The 17,057-nt window shown below is 71.4% G+C and carries 14 protein-coding genes; 6 read left to right on the plus strand and 8 right to left on the minus strand.

Translation table 11 applies throughout. The features are described 5' to 3' along the window. Positions 1–58 precede the first annotated feature (58 nt). Positions 59–1,777 (plus strand): SpoIIE family protein phosphatase, encoded by a 1,719-nt coding sequence (locus tag ACIHAR_RS28105; protein ID WP_365453633.1) that lies wholly within the window; start codon positions 59–61, stop codon positions 1,775–1,777. A 386-nt stretch (positions 1,778–2,163) separates the two neighbouring features. On the opposite strand, the gene ACIHAR_RS28110 is transcribed toward ACIHAR_RS28105, so the two are convergent. Continuing rightward, positions 2,164–2,781, minus strand: coding sequence for a TOPRIM nucleotidyl transferase/hydrolase domain-containing protein (locus ACIHAR_RS28110; RefSeq protein WP_365453630.1), 618 nt, complete (start codon positions 2,779–2,781; stop codon positions 2,164–2,166). A 241-nt stretch (positions 2,782–3,022) separates the two neighbouring features. Here ACIHAR_RS28110 and ACIHAR_RS28115 point away from each other — a divergent pair, with 241 nt between their 5' ends. Then, complete coding sequence (locus ACIHAR_RS28115) at positions 3,023–3,826, plus strand: hypothetical protein (protein ID WP_400022457.1); 804 nt, start codon at positions 3,023–3,025, stop codon at positions 3,824–3,826. 125 nt (positions 3,827–3,951) lie between these two features. Here the strand turns inward: ACIHAR_RS28115 and ACIHAR_RS28120 are convergent, their stop codons facing one another. After that, positions 3,952–4,371, minus strand: coding sequence for an arsenate reductase ArsC (locus tag ACIHAR_RS28120; RefSeq protein ID WP_400022458.1), 420 nt, complete (start codon positions 4,369–4,371; stop codon positions 3,952–3,954). A gap of 167 nt (positions 4,372–4,538) precedes the next feature. Between ACIHAR_RS28120 and ACIHAR_RS28125 the strand changes: the two genes are divergently transcribed. The 3 genes from ACIHAR_RS28125 to ACIHAR_RS28135 all read left to right on the plus strand — a co-directional run bounded on the left by ACIHAR_RS28125 (position 4,539) and on the right by ACIHAR_RS28135 (position 6,751). After that, positions 4,539–4,853 (plus strand): metalloregulator ArsR/SmtB family transcription factor, encoded by a 315-nt coding sequence (locus tag ACIHAR_RS28125; protein ID WP_365453621.1) that lies wholly within the window; start codon positions 4,539–4,541, stop codon positions 4,851–4,853. 99 nt (positions 4,854–4,952) lie between these two features. Next, positions 4,953–5,702, plus strand: a complete 750-nt coding sequence (locus tag ACIHAR_RS28130; protein ID WP_365454063.1) for an MIP/aquaporin family protein — start codon at positions 4,953–4,955, stop codon at positions 5,700–5,702. After that, entirely contained in the window at positions 5,699–6,751 is a 1,053-nt protein-coding gene (locus ACIHAR_RS28135; RefSeq protein ID WP_400022459.1) for an ArsO family NAD(P)H-dependent flavin-containing monooxygenase, read from the plus strand. Before ACIHAR_RS28130 ends, ACIHAR_RS28135 begins: the two co-directional genes overlap by 4 nt. Before the next feature lie 60 nt (positions 6,752–6,811). Here ACIHAR_RS28135 and ACIHAR_RS28140 read toward each other — a convergent pair whose 3' ends face one another. Continuing rightward, a complete protein-coding gene (locus ACIHAR_RS28140; RefSeq protein WP_400022460.1) occupies positions 6,812–7,186 on the minus strand; it encodes an ArsR/SmtB family transcription factor in 375 nt (124 codons plus the stop codon). 544 nt (positions 7,187–7,730) lie between these two features. On the opposite strand from ACIHAR_RS28140, the gene ACIHAR_RS28145 reads away from it, so the two are divergent. Beyond that, a complete protein-coding gene (locus ACIHAR_RS28145) occupies positions 7,731–9,125 on the plus strand; it encodes an NAD(P)-binding domain-containing protein (protein ID WP_400022461.1) in 1,395 nt (464 codons plus the stop codon). Positions 9,126–9,452: 327 nt separating this feature from the next. Here the strand turns inward: ACIHAR_RS28145 and ACIHAR_RS28150 are convergent, their stop codons facing one another. The 5 genes from ACIHAR_RS28150 to ACIHAR_RS28170 form a co-directional block, all read right to left on the minus strand. Continuing rightward, on the minus strand, positions 9,453–10,559 hold the full coding sequence (locus ACIHAR_RS28150; RefSeq protein WP_365454060.1) for a hypothetical protein: 1,107 nt from the start codon (positions 10,557–10,559) through the stop codon (positions 9,453–9,455). Between the two features lie 10 nt (positions 10,560–10,569). Continuing rightward, complete coding sequence (locus tag ACIHAR_RS28155) at positions 10,570–11,508, minus strand: TSUP family transporter (protein ID WP_400022467.1); 939 nt, start codon at positions 11,506–11,508, stop codon at positions 10,570–10,572. A gap of 381 nt (positions 11,509–11,889) precedes the next feature. Beyond that, the gene (locus ACIHAR_RS28160) at positions 11,890–12,795 is read right to left on the minus strand and encodes a hypothetical protein (RefSeq protein ID WP_400022462.1); all 906 of its coding nucleotides are present in this window, start codon (positions 12,793–12,795) and stop codon (positions 11,890–11,892) included. Positions 12,796–12,844: 49 nt separating this feature from the next. Then, positions 12,845–13,906 carry a vWA domain-containing protein gene (locus tag ACIHAR_RS28165; protein WP_400022463.1) on the minus strand — a complete coding sequence of 354 codons (1,062 nt, stop codon included), beginning with the start codon at positions 13,904–13,906 and terminating at the stop codon, positions 12,845–12,847. Positions 13,907–14,041: 135 nt separating this feature from the next. Beyond that, positions 14,042–16,750 (minus strand): SpoIIE family protein phosphatase, encoded by a 2,709-nt coding sequence (locus ACIHAR_RS28170; protein ID WP_400022464.1) that lies wholly within the window; start codon positions 16,748–16,750, stop codon positions 14,042–14,044. Positions 16,751–17,057 lie beyond the last annotated feature (307 nt).

Here is a 17,057-nt window from a genome sequence, read left to right on the forward strand (position 1 = left end):
ACGGGCAGACGCGCCGACGGCGAACGCGGTGCCGGCCCGATCGACAAAGGAGGCCGCGATGGCGGGGTCGGAGCATGCGGAGACCGCCCACGGGGCGTCCGTACGGACAGCCTCCGCCGCGCTGACCGGGGCGCTGGACGCCATCGGCGCCGGCGCCTACGTCGTCGACGAGCAAGGTTGCATCGTCGCCGTCAACGCCCACGCCGAGTACCTGCTGGACCGGCCCGCCGCGGAAATCCTCGGCCACGACGCGCACGACCTGCTGCACCGCGGTCCGCAGGGGGAGCCGCTGCCGAGGACCCAGTGCGCCATGCGGCAGGCGTTCCACGCCGGGCGCACAGCCCAGGCCGACGAGGACTACTTCGCACGCGCCGACGGTTCCCTGCTGCACATCTCCTGGCTGATCACCCCGTACGACATCGGCGACCGCCAGGTCGGCACGCTCGTCGTCTTCCACACCCCCGAGCACCCGCTGGAGGCCGGTCCGCGACCGGAGCCGATGGCCCAGCATCTGTCGGAACTGCAACGGCTCGCTCTGCTGGCCGAGACCACCGCGCAGCTGACGTCCACCCTCGACGTCGACGAGGCGCTGCAGCGGCTGGTGAGCCTTGTCGTGCCCCGACTGGCGGACTGGGCGGTCGTCGACCTCATCACCGAGCGCGACGAGGTGTGGCGTGCCGTCGTGGTCCACGCCGACGGTGACACGCTCGTACCCCACGAGGACCTGCAGGGACCGATGCCGCCGGTCCCCGAGGAATCACCCATGCCGCTGTCCAGAGCCCTGCGCGGCGTCGCCTCCACCCTGGCGGGCCCGAAGACCTACCAGGGAACACCGGATTCCGGGATCGCGGTGGAGCAGCGCCGCCTCTTCGACGCCACGGGGATGCACTCCGCGGCCATCGCCCCCATCCGCAGCACCCGCGAAGTCCTGGGGGCCCTGACCCTGGGCCGCGCCGACAATCCGGCGGACTTCACCCCCGCCGACCTTCCCCTGATCGAGGACATCGCACGCCGCGCCGGTCTCGCCCTGGACAACGCCCGCCTCTACCAGCGCCAGCGCAAGGTGGCCGAGACCATGCAGAACCATCTGCTGCCCCAGATGCCGGGCGTTCCGGGCCTGCAGTTGACCGTCCGCTACGTGCCCGCACCCCACGCCTCGCAGGTCGGCGGCGACTGGTACGACGCCTTCCCTCTGTCCGACGCGTCCACAGCCCTGGCCATCGGAGACGTCGTCGGGCACGACCTGGAGGCGGCGGCCGGAATGGCGCAGGTCCGCAACATGCTCCGCGCCTACGCCTGGTCCCAGAAGGAACCCCCCAGCCGGATCGTCGAACGGCTCGACGAGGCGATCCAGCACATCACCGACGTCACCATGGCCACGATGATCTTCGCCCGGGCCGAAGCGGCCGACAACGGTCACTGGAAGCTGTCCTGGACCAACGCCGGCCATCCTCCGCCCCTCCTGATCAGCCGGGACGGGCTGGCCGGCTACCTCACCGACGGCCACGGCATCCTCCTGGGCACCCAGACGGGCATTCCGCGCCCTGACGCCACAGCCTTGCTCCCGCCCGGATCCACGCTGCTGCTGTACACCGACGGCCTCATCGAAGCACCCGGGCACACCCTCGACACGGGCCTGGACCAACTGCGCCAGCACGCCGCAGCCCTCGCCCACCGCCCCCTCGCCTCGTTCACCGACCAGTTGCTCCGCCGTGTCCGCCCCGCCGGGAACGACGACGACGTCGCCCTCCTTGCCCTGCGCGTCCCCAAGGTCTGATCCGCAAAAGATCCCGCGCGGCCCCGGCCGGCCGGGCAGAAGAACGCGGCGCACCGCCGGGATTGCGGACAGGGCCGGCTGTGTTGGGAGGTACGTGGTTGTGGAGGGGACAGTGTCCCGGGGCCTCATCTACAGCCTGCAGGTACGATCGTTCGGCTGAAGCCCTGCAGAGCCTTTCGCCGCGTAGGCGACCGCCCTTCACGACCGCGCACACGGGTCAGCCCCGCTCGGTGACACCACCTGGCGGGGCTGAACTGCTGTGTGCAGAGCGGACGTCGAGGCGGGCCACCGCATCGTCAGCCCGTCGCCGCGGGCTGAACGCCTGACCGGAGACCCCCGTGGCGGGCATGCGTGTCGTGTCCGCCCGGACCGGCGTCGCCCGGCGGTCAGAGGCTGGTGAGCAGACCGTCGAGCGGGGCCGGGACGTGGTCGGGGTCGAGGGCCTCGACGAGGACGCGGCCGTAGTGGATCTTGCGCCCCTTCTTCGTTCCGAAGAAGCGCCTGTACTGCCGCTGTGGGGCGCGGCCCTGCTGTGCGGGCTGGCGCAGGAAGGTCTGCAGGGCACGCAGATCGCCCTCCGCCCGGACGAGCTCCTCCACCCGTGTCATGCCCAGCGCGCGGATGAGCTCGTCCTCGAGATCCGCCGCGCAGACGAAGAAGCCTTGCTGTGCCGCACCGGCCCGCTCGAAGCCGCGGGCGTAGTAGGGGCGCTCCGCCTCGTCGCACAGTCCCGTGAGGCGGAGGCCGAGGCCGGGGGAGCCGAGGAGCCGGGCGTAGCGTCCGATGCTCATCGCACCGCCGATCGGCAGGACGCAGACCCCCTCGGCCGCCAGGTTCCGGCCGCGGCGCTCTGCCAGCGCGTCGACCGCGGCGACGTCGCTCGGCCCTTCGAGCAGGACGGCCGCCCGGACGGACAGCCGCTCGGCCAGCTCGTGCGCGGGACCGCCGGGGCCACCCGCCGCCCACGCGGTGACCGCGTCCCGGAACGCCCCCATGTCAGCCATGAGCCGAGTCTGGGCCTCTTCCGACCACGACGCGAGGGAATTACCGCCGGTGCGTGTCATGGGCGACGTTCAGCGCGAACCAGCCGCGGCGCAGGCTTGTGGGCAGGTGGCCGCGTTACGTCGGTCCTGACGGCGTGCTGTCGGCGTGCCCTCGGCGTCCCCACCGCGGCTACGAGCGCGAGGTGACTCCAGGACGTCTGTCAGCACGTCATTGTCAGTGCCGTGCGCTTCACTGTCCGCCATGGAGCTCACGCAAGCGACCGTCACCGACCTGCTGGCCCGACTCGGCCCGGGCAACGGCTACATGTACCTGCCCGACGACCTGGATCCGCAGGACCTGACCGACCTGCTCGGCGGCAGGTACGGCGCACCGCGCACCCTCGTCCTCGACGGCTTCACCGATCCGACCGTCGACGAGGCCGGAGGCGCGGCTCTCCTCGTCCCCTTCGAGGACCGGGCCGTGAAGATACGGGCGTGGGCGTACGGGGACCGGTGGGTCGGCACCGGTACGGCGCGGGACGCCGAAGGGATCGAGCGGCCGGTGCTGGTGGTCGCTCACCGGGCTGTGCCGGAACCCTTGGCGGTCACTCCGGAGGAGGACGGGGACGTCGACTGGACGGAGCGACTCAAGCGGATCACGGGCTGGACGCAGCCCGCCCAGCGGCCGGACGTGGACTGGGCGGAGGTGGAGTCGCGCCTGGGCACCGCGCTGCCGAGCGACTACAAGCGCATGGTCGAAACCTTCGGCGAGGGCGCCTTCGACGCATGGCTGGACCTGCACCAGGAGCCGTGGGCGGATTCCAGGGAGGACGGCCTGCTGAGCTGGGCGGGCACGGAGCACGAGGACCTGTACTGCTGGCGGGTCGCAGGCGACGACCCCGACCGCTGGCCCGTGGTGGTGCGGACCTTCGACGGCGAGTACGTCCCCTTCGACTGCCAGGCCGCGGAGTTCGTCTGCCGCATCCTCGTCGACCCGCATCACCCGTTCACGATGGCCCGCTACTTCGACACCCACTGGTTCATGAACTACCGGGAGAGCGACTGACCGACGATCCCAGGCGGGCGGCATCGGCCTCGGTACTGCGGCGCAGGGCTCGGTCCCCGGTGGCGCCGGTGATCAGTGACCTCGCGACGGCGACGACGCCGAAGAAGAAGGCGTCCCAACCGGAGTCACGCCTGCTGCTTGGCGTCGATCTCTGCGACGAGCGCCTCGACGCGGGTCCTGATCTCGTCGCGGATCGGGCGTACGGCCTCGACGCCCTTGCCCGCCGGGTCCTCGAGGGTCCAGTCGAGGTACTGCTTGCCGGGGAAGACCGGGCAGGCGTCGCCGCAGCCCATGGTGATGACGTAGTCGGACGCCTGGACGGCCTCGGTGGTGAGGACCTTCGGCGTGGCCGCGGAGATGTCGACGCCGACTTCCTTCATGGCCTCGACGGCGGCGGGGTTGACCTGGTCGCCCGGGAGGGAGCCGGCGGAGCGGACCTCGATGCGGTCGCCCGCGAGGTGGCTGAGGAAGCCGGCGGCCATCTGCGAACGGCCGGCGTTGTGGACACAGACGAACAGGACGGAGGCGACGGGGCTGGGGGACATCGGTTCTTCCTTCGTCAGTGGATCAAGCAGGTGATGCGGCTGGGCAGGGGGGGTGGGGATGCGGTCATGGAACCCACTCGCGGCCTGGTCCTGACGGGAGTGGAGATGCGGTCCCAAGGATCAGTCCGGGCTGGTATCAGCTCCGACTGATGTGACAGTATCAGTCCATGATGACGTCGGTCGACACTGATCTGCTGCGGGTGCTCGCGGACCCGCTCCGGCTCCGGATCGTCACCCTGCTCGCCCAGGAGACGCTCTGCAGCACGCACCTGATCGAGGAGACGGGGGCCCGGCAGACCAACCTCTCCAACCATCTGAAGGTGCTGCGCGAGGCGGGGGTCGTGGAGACGGAGCCGTGCGGCCGGTTCACCTACTACCGGCTCAAGCCCGACGTCATCGCCTCGCTTGCCGGTCAGGTCGCCGCCCTCGCGGAGACCGCGCGCGTCACCGCCGAGAACAACGTCAAGCGGTCCTGCCCCTGATGTGGCGCCTGTCGCCTTCCACCCGCACCCGAGGAGTGCCGTTTGTCCGCCACCGAGGCCAGCGAGGCCACCGAGCACGACAGGACCGGGGAGTCCGACCTGGCCCCCGGCGCCCCCGGCGCGGAGCCGGAGCCCGCTCCGGGTGCTACCCCGCCCCAGGCTCCTCCGCTGCTCGCCAGGGCCGCGGCCGAACTGGTGGGCAGCGCGGCCCTGGTCGCGGTGGTGGTCGGCTCCGGAATCCAGGCCACCGACCTCACCGAGGACGTCGGGCTGCAACTGCTGGCCAACTCCACCGCCACGGTCTTCGGCCTGGGCGTGCTGATCACCCTGCTGGGTCCGGTCTCGGGTGCGCACTTCAACCCGGCCGTGACCTTGGCCGAGTGGTGGACCGCCCGCCGTGGCGGCGCCGGGGTCAGCCTGCGCGAGGCGGCCGTGTACGTCCCGTCCCAGGTCGTGGGCGCGATCGCGGGCGCGGTCCTGGCCGACGCCATGTTCGGCGAACCGCTGGTGAAGTGGTCCACCCATGACCGGTCGGCGGGCCATCTCCTGCTCGGCGAGGTCGTGGCGACCGCCGGCCTGATCCTGCTGATCTTCGGCTTGGCCCGCACCGACCGGCTCCGCTTCGCGCCCGTCGCCGTCGCCTCGTACATCGGGGCCGCGTACTGGTTCACGTCCTCCACGTCCTTCGCCAACCCGGCGGTGACCATCGGCCGCGCCTTCACCGACACCTTCGCGGGCATCGCGCCCGGCTCGGTGGCGGGTTTCATCGGCATGCAACTGCTCGGCGCGGTGGTCGGGCTGGCGCTGGTGGCGCTGATCTTCATGCCGGGCCGGGAAACAGCCGAGTGACCCGGACGGCCCAGGTGGTGGTGATCGGCGGCGGACAGGCCGGGCTCGCCGCCGGTTACCACCTGCGCCGTCTCGGCCTGGAGTTCGTCATCCTCGACGCCCGGACCGAACCCGGCGGCGCATGGCAGCACACCTGGGACTCCCTGCACCTGTTCTCCCCGGCCGCCTACTCCTCGCTGCCCGGACGGCTCATGCCGCCTCAGACCGGGGAGGAGCACCCGGACGCAGCGCACGTGGTGGCGTACCTGCGGGAGTACGAGAAGCGGTATGAGCTGCCCGTGCGGCGGCCGGTCCGCGCACTCGGGGTGTACCGGGACGGCGGACTCCTGCGCGTGGAGACCGACTCCGGTACCTGGCACGGCCGCGCGGTGATCAGTGCGACCGGCACCTGGCGTCCATTCCTGCCCGCCGTCCCCGGAGGCGGGGACTTCGCCGGACAGCAACTGCACACGGTCGAGTACCGGCGGCCTCAGGACTTCGCCGGCCGCCGTGTGATCGTGGTCGGCGGCGGCAACTCCGGCGCCCAGATCGCCGCGGATTTGGCGTACGACACCGAGCTGACCTGGGTCGCCCGGCGCCCGCCCCGCTTCCTCGCCGACGACGTCGACGGCCGTGCCCTCTTCGGCGCGGCCACCGCCCGCCGCCGCGCCCTCGACCGGGGCGGCACCGACACCGGCGGCGTCGCCGCCCTGGGCGACATCGTCGCCGTGGAGCCTGTCCGGGAGGCCCGGGACCGCGGCCTGCTCAAGGCGAGCCCGATGTTCGCCCGCCTCGTACCCGGCGGTGTCGAATGGGCCGACGGCACCCGCGCCGAGGCGGACGCGGTCATCTGGTGCACCGGATTCCGGCCCGCCCTGTCCCACCTCGCGCCGCTCCGGCTTCGCGGCCGACGCGGCCACATCGCCACCGCCGGCACGCGGGCGGTGGACGAGCCACGACTGCATCTGCTCGGCTACGGAGACTGGACCGGCCCCGCCTCCGCCACTCTCATCGGCGTCGGCCGGCCCGCACGCGAAGCGGCCTGTGCGATCGCCGGCCTGCTCGCGTAAGCGGCTCGTCCTGGAGCCTGCGCACGAATGACGCGGCCGCGGGGCGCGTGCCGGTCGCCGTCAGGCCGCGCCGGGCGCGCTGGTCAGCAGCTTGCCCATCGCGGCCAGCACTGACGGCTCGACCCGGTAGTAGACCCAGGTGCCGCGCCGCTCGGAGGTCAGCAGGCCGGCCTCCTTGAGCTTCTTCAAGTGGTGGGAGACGGTCGGCTGGGAGACGCCGACGTCGGAGATGTCGCACACGCACGCCTCGCCGCCCTCGTGCGAGGCGACGGCGGAGAACAGCCGCAGCCGCACCGGATCGCCCAACGCCTTGAACATCCGCGCGGCCGTCTCGGCCTCCTCCGCGGTGAACGGGCGTTCGGTGAGGGGCGGGCAGCACGGCGTCACGGCATCCGACGCGGTCTCGAGCAGCGGCAGCACCTCGACGTTCGACATGCGTCTATGTTGACATACGTCGAACCAGTGGGCGAGGGGCGGATGACTCTGCCGTGCGCGAGGTGGGCTGCCAGGCGCCGCGCCGCGCGGTCGGCGTCCCGGCCGACGCCGCGCAGGGAGTCGGCCGCCAGGCTGCGGTGCCACTCCAGTCCGACGAACGTGCCGGGTTCCGGTACTGCGCGCGTTACGTGCAGCGCCGCGCCGATGAGCTCGCCGGGCAGGGCGGGCCCGTACGGGCGCCCGAACGTGCCGGATGCCGCGACAACGCCCCGTGCCGCCATCTGCTCACCGCCCTTCACGGCCACCCCGAGCCCGCCTGGCGCGCCGGACAGCGACCACCCGGCGGCCGGCCGATACGGACGTCCGCGTCCAGTCGGGCGGCGTGCGCGGTCAGGCAGGCGGCGACCTCGTCACGGCGCGGGTAGCGGTTCCCATCTCCGCTCCGAACTGAGTTCGATGGATGTCTATGTTGACGCTTGTCGAAACAGGCGTCATGCTGGGCGGGCAAGCCATCGACACATGTCGAAACACGCTAGGAGTCGCCGTGAACGCGCCCACCACCGAGCTGCCCGTCGTCGTGATCGGAGCCGGCCCCACCGGTCTGGCCGCCGCCGCCCACCTGACGGGCCGCGGCCTCACCCCGCTCGTCCTGGAATCCGGCCCGGCCGCCGGGGCGGCGGTACGCGAGTGGTCGCACGTCCGGCTGTTCTCCACCTGGGGCGAGCTCACCGACCCCGTGGCCGAGAAGCTCCTCGCCCCCACCGGCTGGATCAAGCCCGACCCGGCGACCTACCCCTCCGGCGGTGACTGGGCCGAGCACTACCTCCAGCCGCTCGCCGACGTCCTCGCCGACCACGTGCGCTTCGGCGCCCTGGTGACCGGCGTCTCCCGCGCCGGGCGCGACCGCATCGTCGACGCCGACCGCGAGACCCAGCCGTTCGTCGTCCACGTCGCTCACGCCGACGGCCGGCAGGAGCGCCTGTTCGCCCGCGCGGTCATCGACGCCTCCGGCACCTGGGCCACGCCCGGCCCCGCCGGCGGCAGCGGCCTGCCCGCCCTCGGCGAGCGCGCCGCCGCCGACCGGATCACCTACCGCGTCCCGGACCTGAAGAACCCGGCCGTACGAACCCGCTACGCGGGCAAGCGCACCGCCGTCATCGGCTCCGGAGCCTCCGCCTTCACCGCGCTCGCCTACCTCGCCGACCTCGCCAAGGGCGCCGACGACGCTGGAACGAAGGCGGTGTGGGTCCTCCGCCGGGGCATCTCCGGCTCCACCTTCGGCGGCGGCGAAGCCGACCAACTGCCCGCCCGCGGGGCACTCGGACTGGCGGCGAAGGCCGCTGTCGACGACGGCTACGTCGACGCCGTCACCGGGTTCCGCACCGAGACCGTCGAGCGCGACGCCGACGGCCGCCTGGTCCTCATCGCCGAGGACGGCCGCCGCCTGGACGCGGTCGACGAGGCCATCGTCCTCACCGGGTTCCGCCCGGACCTGTCCTTCCTCTCGGAGATCCGCCTCGGCCTGGACGAGCGCCTCCAGGCCCCGGTCGCGCTCGCCCCCCTGATCGACCCCAACCAGCACTCCTGCGGCACCGTCTACCCCCACGGCCACCGGGAGCTCGCCCACCCGGAGCAGGGCGTCTACCTGGTCGGCATGAAGTCCTACGGCCGTGCCCCGACGTTCCTGGCGATGACCGGCTACGAGCAGGTCCGCTCCGTCGTCGCCGCGATCGCCGGTGACCTCGAATCCGCCGACCGCGTCGAACTCACCCTCCCGGAGACCGGGGTGTGCGGCGGGGCCGGGCTGTTCGACGCCCCCGAGGCCGACCAGGCAGCGGGCGGCTGCTGCGCCCCGGCACCGCAACTGGTCCAGATCGGCGCACCCGCCGCGGTAGCCGTCGGCGAGGCCCCCGCGGCCGGGGGCTGCTGCGGCTCGTGACGTTCCTCAAGCCCGCGGGCGGGGCTGCGACCGGATCGGGGGGTCGGTCGCGGTCCCGCCCTGCCCGCACGCGGCGCCACGCCGACCATGACACCTGCCGCCCCGCCGGCCATGGCACCCCACGGACACGGATCTGCGCTGCTGCCACCACGCCGCCAGACGGAGGGGCGGGCATCGGACGACGCCCTCTTCACATGAGGGTCTGCGCCGTGGCTTTGTTCATGAGAACGGACAGCAGATGTTCACTACTTCGGGAGGCACCGCTGTCCGGCGCTGTTCGATTGCGGAGCAAGTCGGAGACCGGCTACCGGCACCTTGGGCAGTCCGCTAGAAGAGGCCAGCGTGCATGTGCTGCGTGAGGTTTTCGAGGATCTCGCGCAACCACGGACTGCGGACGGCTGGCAGCCGGACCAGGGTGTGCTGAAACGCGCCCGGATCGGCCCGGAACAAGTACCGTGGACGCGGTGCGGGTGGGTCGTCGCGGAGGACGCCATCGGGCATGCCGCCCGACGCGGGAACTGGCAGGTGCGGCTTGGGGAAGGCCAGCCACAGCCACACCCCGAACGGCACAGGTACCGGGTAGGCCGTAGTGGCAGGGCCGGCCGGCTCCCAAGTCTCTCCGGTCTGCGGATGGGTCGGCACGAGGACGATGTCAGCGTCCGCGTTGGGGGTGGGCCGTCCTGGTCCGGCTAGGACAGCGCGCCGTGCCGGCGGACCCGCGGGCAACAGGGCGTCGAGGGCGCGCTGGAACACTTCCTTACTCAGACCGTCCGGGACGGTCACCGGCCGGCCCTCCGAGGCCGCTAGCAGGTGAGCGAGTGCCTGGCCGACTGCGGCCTCCCACTGCGGGCTCCACGACCAGAAGTGGTTCGGCCCGAGCCGCGACCCCCATGTGGCGACCGGCTCGAACGGAGGCGTGCTCTTCCCTTCCTCCAACAGCTCTGCCCAGGAGAGTGGTGCGGAGTCGGCGCCGTCGACGAGGAGGCGGCGCACGGCGTTGGGGGCAAGCCATACCGCCTGCCAGAGTGAGCAGTCGTCGATCCGGCTCGCCACGGGCAGGCCGCACCCCTCGCATGCCATGTTGGGACCGTCTGCTCCGTCGAGGCCGCAACAGTAGCCGCCGGCCCGCTCCGGGATCAGCAGGGTGCCGCGGGCGTCGCCAGGTGCGATGACGATCGAGCCGGGGGCGCCGTCGGAGAGGGCGTGGACCGGCGCGTAGATGCCGCGGGCCACAGCCTCGTCCGGATGGATCTCCTCCCATCTCCGCCACGGCGGCCCCCAGGGCTCCGGGTCCACGGCGAACGTGCCCGATTCCATCAGCACCGGGAGCTGAATCCCGTTCCCGTACTTCTGATGGGCGTGGGCCGGCAGGGCGACCCGGGACAGCGGGTTGGTCAGCTCAGCGCCGCACCCCACACACACGAAAACGAACAAATGCCCTCCGCTAGCAACAGAGGGCATCGTCGCAGCTTCGTGGCAGACTGGCCAACGTGTTTTGATCCACTGCGGGGACCGAAGCACAGCCACGACGTTGAGCATCACCGTTCGAATCCTCGGCGTACTCTGATGCCTCCCGAAGTGGTGAACATCTGCTGTCCGTTCTCGTGGACAAAGCCAGCGCCGCATAGAGAGCGCCCATGGAAGTGGCGAGGGTGCCCAGCAGTAGCCGCAGCAGCCGTTCGGGCAGGTGAGGCTGGAGGCGAGCGCCGAGGTAGCCGCCGGTCAGCCCGCCGAGTCCGCAGGCCAGCCCGAGGAGCCGGTCGGGGGCGATGTCGTCTCCCCCGGTGAGGGACAGCAGTCCGTAGGTACCGGCGCCCACCAGTGAGGTCAGGAAGGTGGAGGCGAGCGCGGCGGGGGCGACCTGGGCGACGGGGACGCCACGGCCCACGAGGATGGGCCCGAGGATCGAGCCGCCGCCGACGCCGTAGACGCCGCCGACCGCGCCGATCGCCACCGCGAGCGCGGTGGCCGTCCGCGGTGACGGCGCGGCCGGTGGGTCGGTGGAGGTGGGACGCAGGGTGCGGGCGACGAGCCAAGGCCGAGGGGGAGCAGCAGGGCGGCGACCAAAAAAGCGGAAGACAGCCGGCCCCGGAACGGCGAAGACGCGGATCAACGCGCCCAGGACGACTCCTGGGAGTGTGCCGACGATCAGACGACGGGTCAGCGGGCAGTACAGGAGGCCGCCGCGTCGGTAGCGCAGGAGGGCTCCGGGCCCGGCGACGACGTTGTAGAGCAGCAGCTTCGTCGGTGTGACGGCGGGCTGGGCACGCCGAGCACACTCAGCTGGACGGGCAGCAGGAGCACGGCGCCGGAGACTCCCACCGGTGCGGTGACGAGCGCGATCAGCACACCTGCGGCGAAACCGAGGACTCCCGTCAACCAGTCCACCGCTGTTCTCCTCGTTCGTTCCTCGGTTCGAGCCGTCCGCTCACGCGGCTGTGCGGAACGCACCCCGGCTCCCGAAGACGGCAGGGGCGTCGTTCTGCGCCGCCCTCTCGGGGCGGCGGGCGACGCAGAACTTCGCCGAAGCCCGACGGAAGATCCACCCGGCTGCTCTCTCGGCTCCATCCGGGCCCACAGCCGTCACCAGCACGGCGGCAACGAGCAGATCGACCTGATCACGCTTACCTGCGTGCGGGGACAGCCGAGGTGTTCCACCGGGAGCCTTCGCCGGCCCGCCCGGATCCACGGCACCGACAGGGCAGCCCTTGCCGAACTACGCGAGGGACACCACCGTATCGACGTGCGCTACGAGTTCCGCCGGTCAGTCGGCCGCCGACGCGGCGGCTTCGCGGGCATGGCGTTCCTCGATGCGGGCGATCACCCGCCGACGGGCCAGTCGGCGAGCCGCGCTCAGCTTGGCGTCGGCGGCGAGCAGCGGGATCCACAGCAGCCAGCCCCAGAGACTGAAGGAGACCGTACCGGTCTCGACCAGCAAGCGGTTCGTCGCGAAGGCTGCCAGACCCGCGGTGACGTACGCGCCGAAGCGGTGGGCCAATAGGAAACGCAGAGGCGCGTTGGCCGGACCCTGCAGAATCTCGAGCGCTGCCGCGAGTTCCGCGGCCCGCATGTCCTCGTCGGCCGCGCCCGACGGGACGTGGCTGCCGCCGCCCGTGCGCAGTGCGTCGGTGACGTGCCGACTCAGTTCGGCATTCTCTTCGTACTGTGTCCGGCGCGCGGTGACGGCGGCCGCGACGTCGTCCCAGTAGCCGCGGCCGGCCCAGCCCAGGACCGCGTCCACTCGTTCACGGGCCGGCGAGCCCGGCGGTGCCAGTTCGTCGACCCTGGCCTGGAGGGAGCGGGCGCGAGCGGCCCGGGCAGGATGGTCGAAGGCGTCGGCTCGGACACAGAGCTCGAGGTAGCACACCAACAGTCCGAGATTATCGGGAGCCAGCGCCAGGCCCTGCCTGTACGCACGCTCCGCCTCGGCGTCGTGATCGTCCTCGTCCTCGGCGGCGTGCGCCTGACCGAGCCAGCGGTACAGCGCCGCATCCGGCCCGACCTCGTCGAGTCCGGCCTGCGCGGTACGGCGCACGGCCGCGTAGCCGCCCGCCGCGAAGAGCTCCGAACACTGATCCGCGTATTGCTTCGCTTCCACATCCCACCCCGGTCGTCCAGATGCCGCACGATGGTCCACCGCACTGACCCACGTCAAGATCTTCAAGGTCACGGTTTCCGCACGTCACGCGGCACCTGGCGCATGGGCGCTACGGCTACGGCTACGGCTGCGGGGCGGGCTTGGGCACCATGAGCAGCAGCCGCGTGTTCGGCACGAGCTTCCGGTTCACGCTGGTGCTCTGCACGAAGATCGTGAAGTCGTCGTTGTGGTCCGGCCTGACGCGAACTTCCACATCCGGAAGGCCGAGCAGCGTCCGGGCCTCGGGACCCGTGTACACCCGGTCCGTCTTCTTCTCCAGCACCGCGATCTGCTTCCGCGCCTGAATCTTCTCCGACTTGCTCAGCTGGTAGAACGCACCACCGGTCCGGTAGGTGTGCCCGGATTCGACGACCCAGTCCCGGATCGACGCGTCACGAGCCACCGGTATCAGCTGGTACTCCGACGGGTTCACCGGCGTGAGGCCGGCCGCCTTGATGGTGTCCTCGTTGACCGCCTCCGCACCCGTGGAGAACACCGCCCGCGATCCCCGGATGCCCTTCGTGCGGCCCACCATGAACTTCTCGGTGGCCTGCTGGATGACCTGTCCGGCCTCCTCCAGACCCTGCGTGCTCGTGGCGTCCCAGATGGCGATGTTGTCCTTCGGGAAACCGCACTGCATGGCCTCGCGCTTGCCCATCTGGTCCGGCACGAGAACGGCCAGCGTCCAGTTGTCGTCCTGCGTCTCGATCATCTCGGCCACGGCCGCGACCAGTGCACGCGCATCCCTGGTAGGGGCGTCCGGGCAGCGATGACTCGCGTTCTCCTGACCGTCGGTGAGCACGAACGTCAGGAAGCTGTGGTCGCCGTACAGCTGAGCGGTCTGGGCCAGCTCCCGCTGCGACTTCAGTGCGGCCGCCAGCAGAGCCGTCATTCCACCGACCCGGTACAGCTGCTTCAGCGACGGCATCCGCAGCACGTCCTTGTCGTAGATGACGCACTCCACCTTGTCCGCGAAGACGTACACCGTGACGCGGGTCTCCTGGTCCAGCTCCCGCGACCGGCGGGCGAGATAGGCGATCTGCTGGTCGGCGACCTCGACGACCTTGCGGCTCAGGTGCGACATCGACGAACTGGCATCCAGCACAAGAGCGACGTGGTTGATGTAGTTCTGGCTTCCGGACATGACAGCCCCCCTCGTTCCGACTCGATGCTCCTATCGTCCCACCCACCACTGACAATCGATCTTGGTTCCGGACCGGACGAAGGGCACGGCCGGCAGGGGTGCGGGACGGGATGCGGCAGGCGACCCCCGGCACCGTCACAGGCCCGGGGCCTCTCCGCGCACCGCCCCGTCGTCCGGTAGCGCCTGCTCGGCCCAGATCACCTTGCCCTGGGGCGTGTACCGGGTTCCCCAGCGCTCGGTCAGCTGCGACACCAGGAACAGGCCCCGGCCCCCCTCGTCGGTCGTCGCGGCATACCGCAGATGGGGCGAGGTGCTGCTGCCGTCGGCCACCTCGCAGATCAGCGTGCGGTCGCGGATGAGCCTCATGCGGATCGGCTCGCAGCCGTAGCGAACGGCGTTGGTGACGAGCTCGCTCAGCACCAGTTCCATGCTGAAGCCCAGCTCGGACAGGCCCCACTCGTCGAGCTTGGCGGTCGCCGCCGCGCGCACCCCCGCGACGGCGGCCGGATCGGGTGGCACGTCCCACTCGGCGATCCGATCCGGCGGCAGCGCACGGGTACGGGCGATGAGCAGAGCCACGTCATCCGTGGGGCGTCCGGGCAGCAGCGACTTCAGCACGGCCTTGCAGCTCTCCTCCGGCGAGCGCTCCGGGTGACCCGCCAGTGCTTTGCGCAGGAGTTCCATTCCCTCGTCGAGGTCGCGGGTCCGGTCCTCGATGAGGCCGTCGGTGTAGAGGACGAGCCGGGAGCCCTCGGCGATGTCCAGCTCAGCGGCCTGGAAGGGCATGCCGCCGAGACCCAGGGGCGGACCCGGCGGGAGGTCGACGAAGGTGACGTTCCCGTCGGGCTGGACCAGCGCAGGCGCCAGGTGCCCCGCTCGTGCCATGGTGCAGCGGCACGTCACGGGGTCGTAGATCGCGTACAGGCAGGTGGCGCCCACGACGGCGGCGGGGCTGTCCGTGGACGTCTCGTCCTGGTCGATGCGCCCGACCAGGTCGTCCAGATGGCTCAGCAGCTCGTCGGGCGGCAGATCGAGCGAGGAGAAGTTGTGCACCGCGGTCCGCAGCCGCCCCATGGTCGCGGCGGCGTGCAGGCCGTGGCCGACCACGTCACCGACGACCAGCGCCACGCGGCTGCCCGGCAGAGGGATCACATCGAACCAGTCCCCGCTCACACCCGACTGGGCCGGGAGGTACCGGTAACCGACATCGAGGGCGCTCTGCTCGGGCAGACCTCGCGGCAGCAGGCTGCGCTGGAGCGTGACCGCCAGGGCGTGCTCGCGCGTGTACCGGCGGGCGTTGTCGATGCTGACCGCGGCACGAGCCACCAGCTCCTCCGCCAGTGAGAGCTCCTCCTGGTCGAAGGGTTCGTGCTCCTTGGAGCGCCAGAAGTTGACCATGCCCAGCACGACACCGCGGGCCTGGATCGGAGCCGATATCAGCGAATGGATGCCGTAGTCCACTATCTGCTCGGTGCGCTGGGGGTCCTGCAGGTGCCAGCCCGTCTCGGCGGACAAGTCGGTCACCAGTTCCGAGCGGCCGGTGCCGTAGCCGCGTGCCTGGGGCGTGGACGGCAGGAAGTCGATCAGCCGGCCCTTCTCGTAGAGCGGTTGGTCGTCGCGGATGCCGCATACGGCGACGCGTCTCATGCCCTGTGCCGTGGTCGCCGGTTCCTCGCCGTGCAGTACCGCGTCGGCCAGGTCCACGGTGACGAAGTCGGCGAAACGAGGGACAGCGATCCGGGCGAGTTCGTCGGCTGTCCGGACCACGTCCAGGGTGGTGCCGATGCCCAGTCCGGCGTCGTAGAGGAGTTTCAGCCGCTCACCGGTGATCGCGGCCCTGCCGGAGACCGCCTGGAGCTCCGTGGAATCCCGCAGCGTCACCACGGTGCCCTTGGGGCCTCCGCCGCAGTCCGTGGGCCTCTGGTTGACCACCAGCAGCCGCGGCCCGGCCAGGTGCACCTCGTCGGCGGCCTCGCGGCCGGAGCCGAGCAACGACGCCATCTCAGGTTCCAGGGTCGGCATCTGGGACACATGCTTCCCCTCTGCGTCAGGGGGCAGCTCCAGGAGCCGCTTCGCCTCGTCGTTCGCCAGCAGCAGTCGCCCCTCACCATTGACGATGAGCACCCCTTCGCGCACGGAGTGCAGCACCGCGTCGTGGTGCGTGTACATGCGGGTCATCTCGTTGGGGGCCAGGCTGTGCGTCTGCCGTCGCAGCCGTCTGCCCACCAGCACCGTTGCGGCGGTGGCCGCCCCGAGTGCGCCCGCCCCGGCGGTCAGGATGATCGGAATCTGCCGGTCCACCAGGCTGGTCACGTTCTTGACCTTCAGCCCGGCGGAGACGAGGGCCGCCACCTCGCCCCGGGAATCTCGGATGGGCACGGTCGCCTGGACTTCCTGGCCGAGGGGGCCGCGCACGCTTTCGGTATAGACCCTCCCCGCCAGCGACGGCTCGATCTCTCCTACGAACCGCTTCCCGATCCGGTCTGGCAGGGGATGGGTGTAGCGGGTCCCGTTCGTGTCCATCACCACGACGAAGTCGACGCCCGCGGACTTGCGTCCCGCCTCGGTCAGCGGCTGAAGGACCTTCGAGGGATCGGGGGCTTGCAGTGCGTTCAGCACGCCCGGGGAGTGCGCGAATGTCTGCGCGACGGCTATGGAGCGCCGTTCGGCCTCGGCATTGGTGTGCCGCCGTGACTGCAGGACGAGGGCGAAGACGGCGAATGCCACGAGCAGCACCACCAGCGCCACCTGCAGGAGGAATATCTGCCCCGCGACGCTTCGCGTGTTCCTTCGCACCAGCGACCACGGCGATATATGCCGAACTCGGGCGAAACGGTCTGCCATCCGGCCTTTCTAACACTGCCCACCCCGCGCAGTCACGGGCCTGTACCGCAGACGTCCCCGCCGGCCGGCAATCCATCGCCTCGGCCGCCCCCTCAGTCACTCCGGCCGCGGAACGCCCCAGCAGTACCAGAACCTCCGAGGTCGGTGCGGCCGCCGACCGTCTCGGGCTGCCCCGGACAAGCCCCGCGCCACTGCCGCCACAAGATTCCGAGAACACGGTCGGGGGGGGGGGGGGCGCGGGGGCGCGGGGGCGGGGCGCCGGGGCCCCCCCCCCCCCCCCCCCCCCCCCCCCGCCGGGCCCCCCGAC

The sequence above is a fragment of the Streptomyces sp. NPDC052016 genome (genome assembly GCF_044548445.1).
GTDB lineage: Bacteria > Actinomycetota > Actinomycetes > Streptomycetales > Streptomycetaceae > Streptomyces.

Coding starts and splice junctions, on each gene's coding strand:
- ACIHAR_RS28105 (WP_365453633.1), top strand. CDS start 59: ATGGCGGGGTCGGAGCATGCGGAGACCGCCCACGGGGCGTCCGTACGG.
- ACIHAR_RS28110 (WP_365453630.1), bottom strand. CDS start 2,781: ATGGCTGACATGGGGGCGTTCCGGGACGCGGTCACCGCGTGGGCGGCG.
- ACIHAR_RS28115 (WP_400022457.1), top strand. CDS start 3,023: ATGGAGCTCACGCAAGCGACCGTCACCGACCTGCTGGCCCGACTCGGC.
- ACIHAR_RS28120 (WP_400022458.1), bottom strand. CDS start 4,371: ATGTCCCCCAGCCCCGTCGCCTCCGTCCTGTTCGTCTGTGTCCACAAC.
- ACIHAR_RS28125 (WP_365453621.1), top strand. CDS start 4,539: ATGATGACGTCGGTCGACACTGATCTGCTGCGGGTGCTCGCGGACCCG.
- ACIHAR_RS28140 (WP_400022460.1), bottom strand. CDS start 7,186: ATGTCGAACGTCGAGGTGCTGCCGCTGCTCGAGACCGCGTCGGATGCC.
- ACIHAR_RS28165 (WP_400022463.1), bottom strand. CDS start 13,906: ATGTCCGGAAGCCAGAACTACATCAACCACGTCGCTCTTGTGCTGGAT.
- ACIHAR_RS28170 (WP_400022464.1), bottom strand. CDS start 16,750: ATGGCAGACCGTTTCGCCCGAGTTCGGCATATATCGCCGTGGTCGCTG.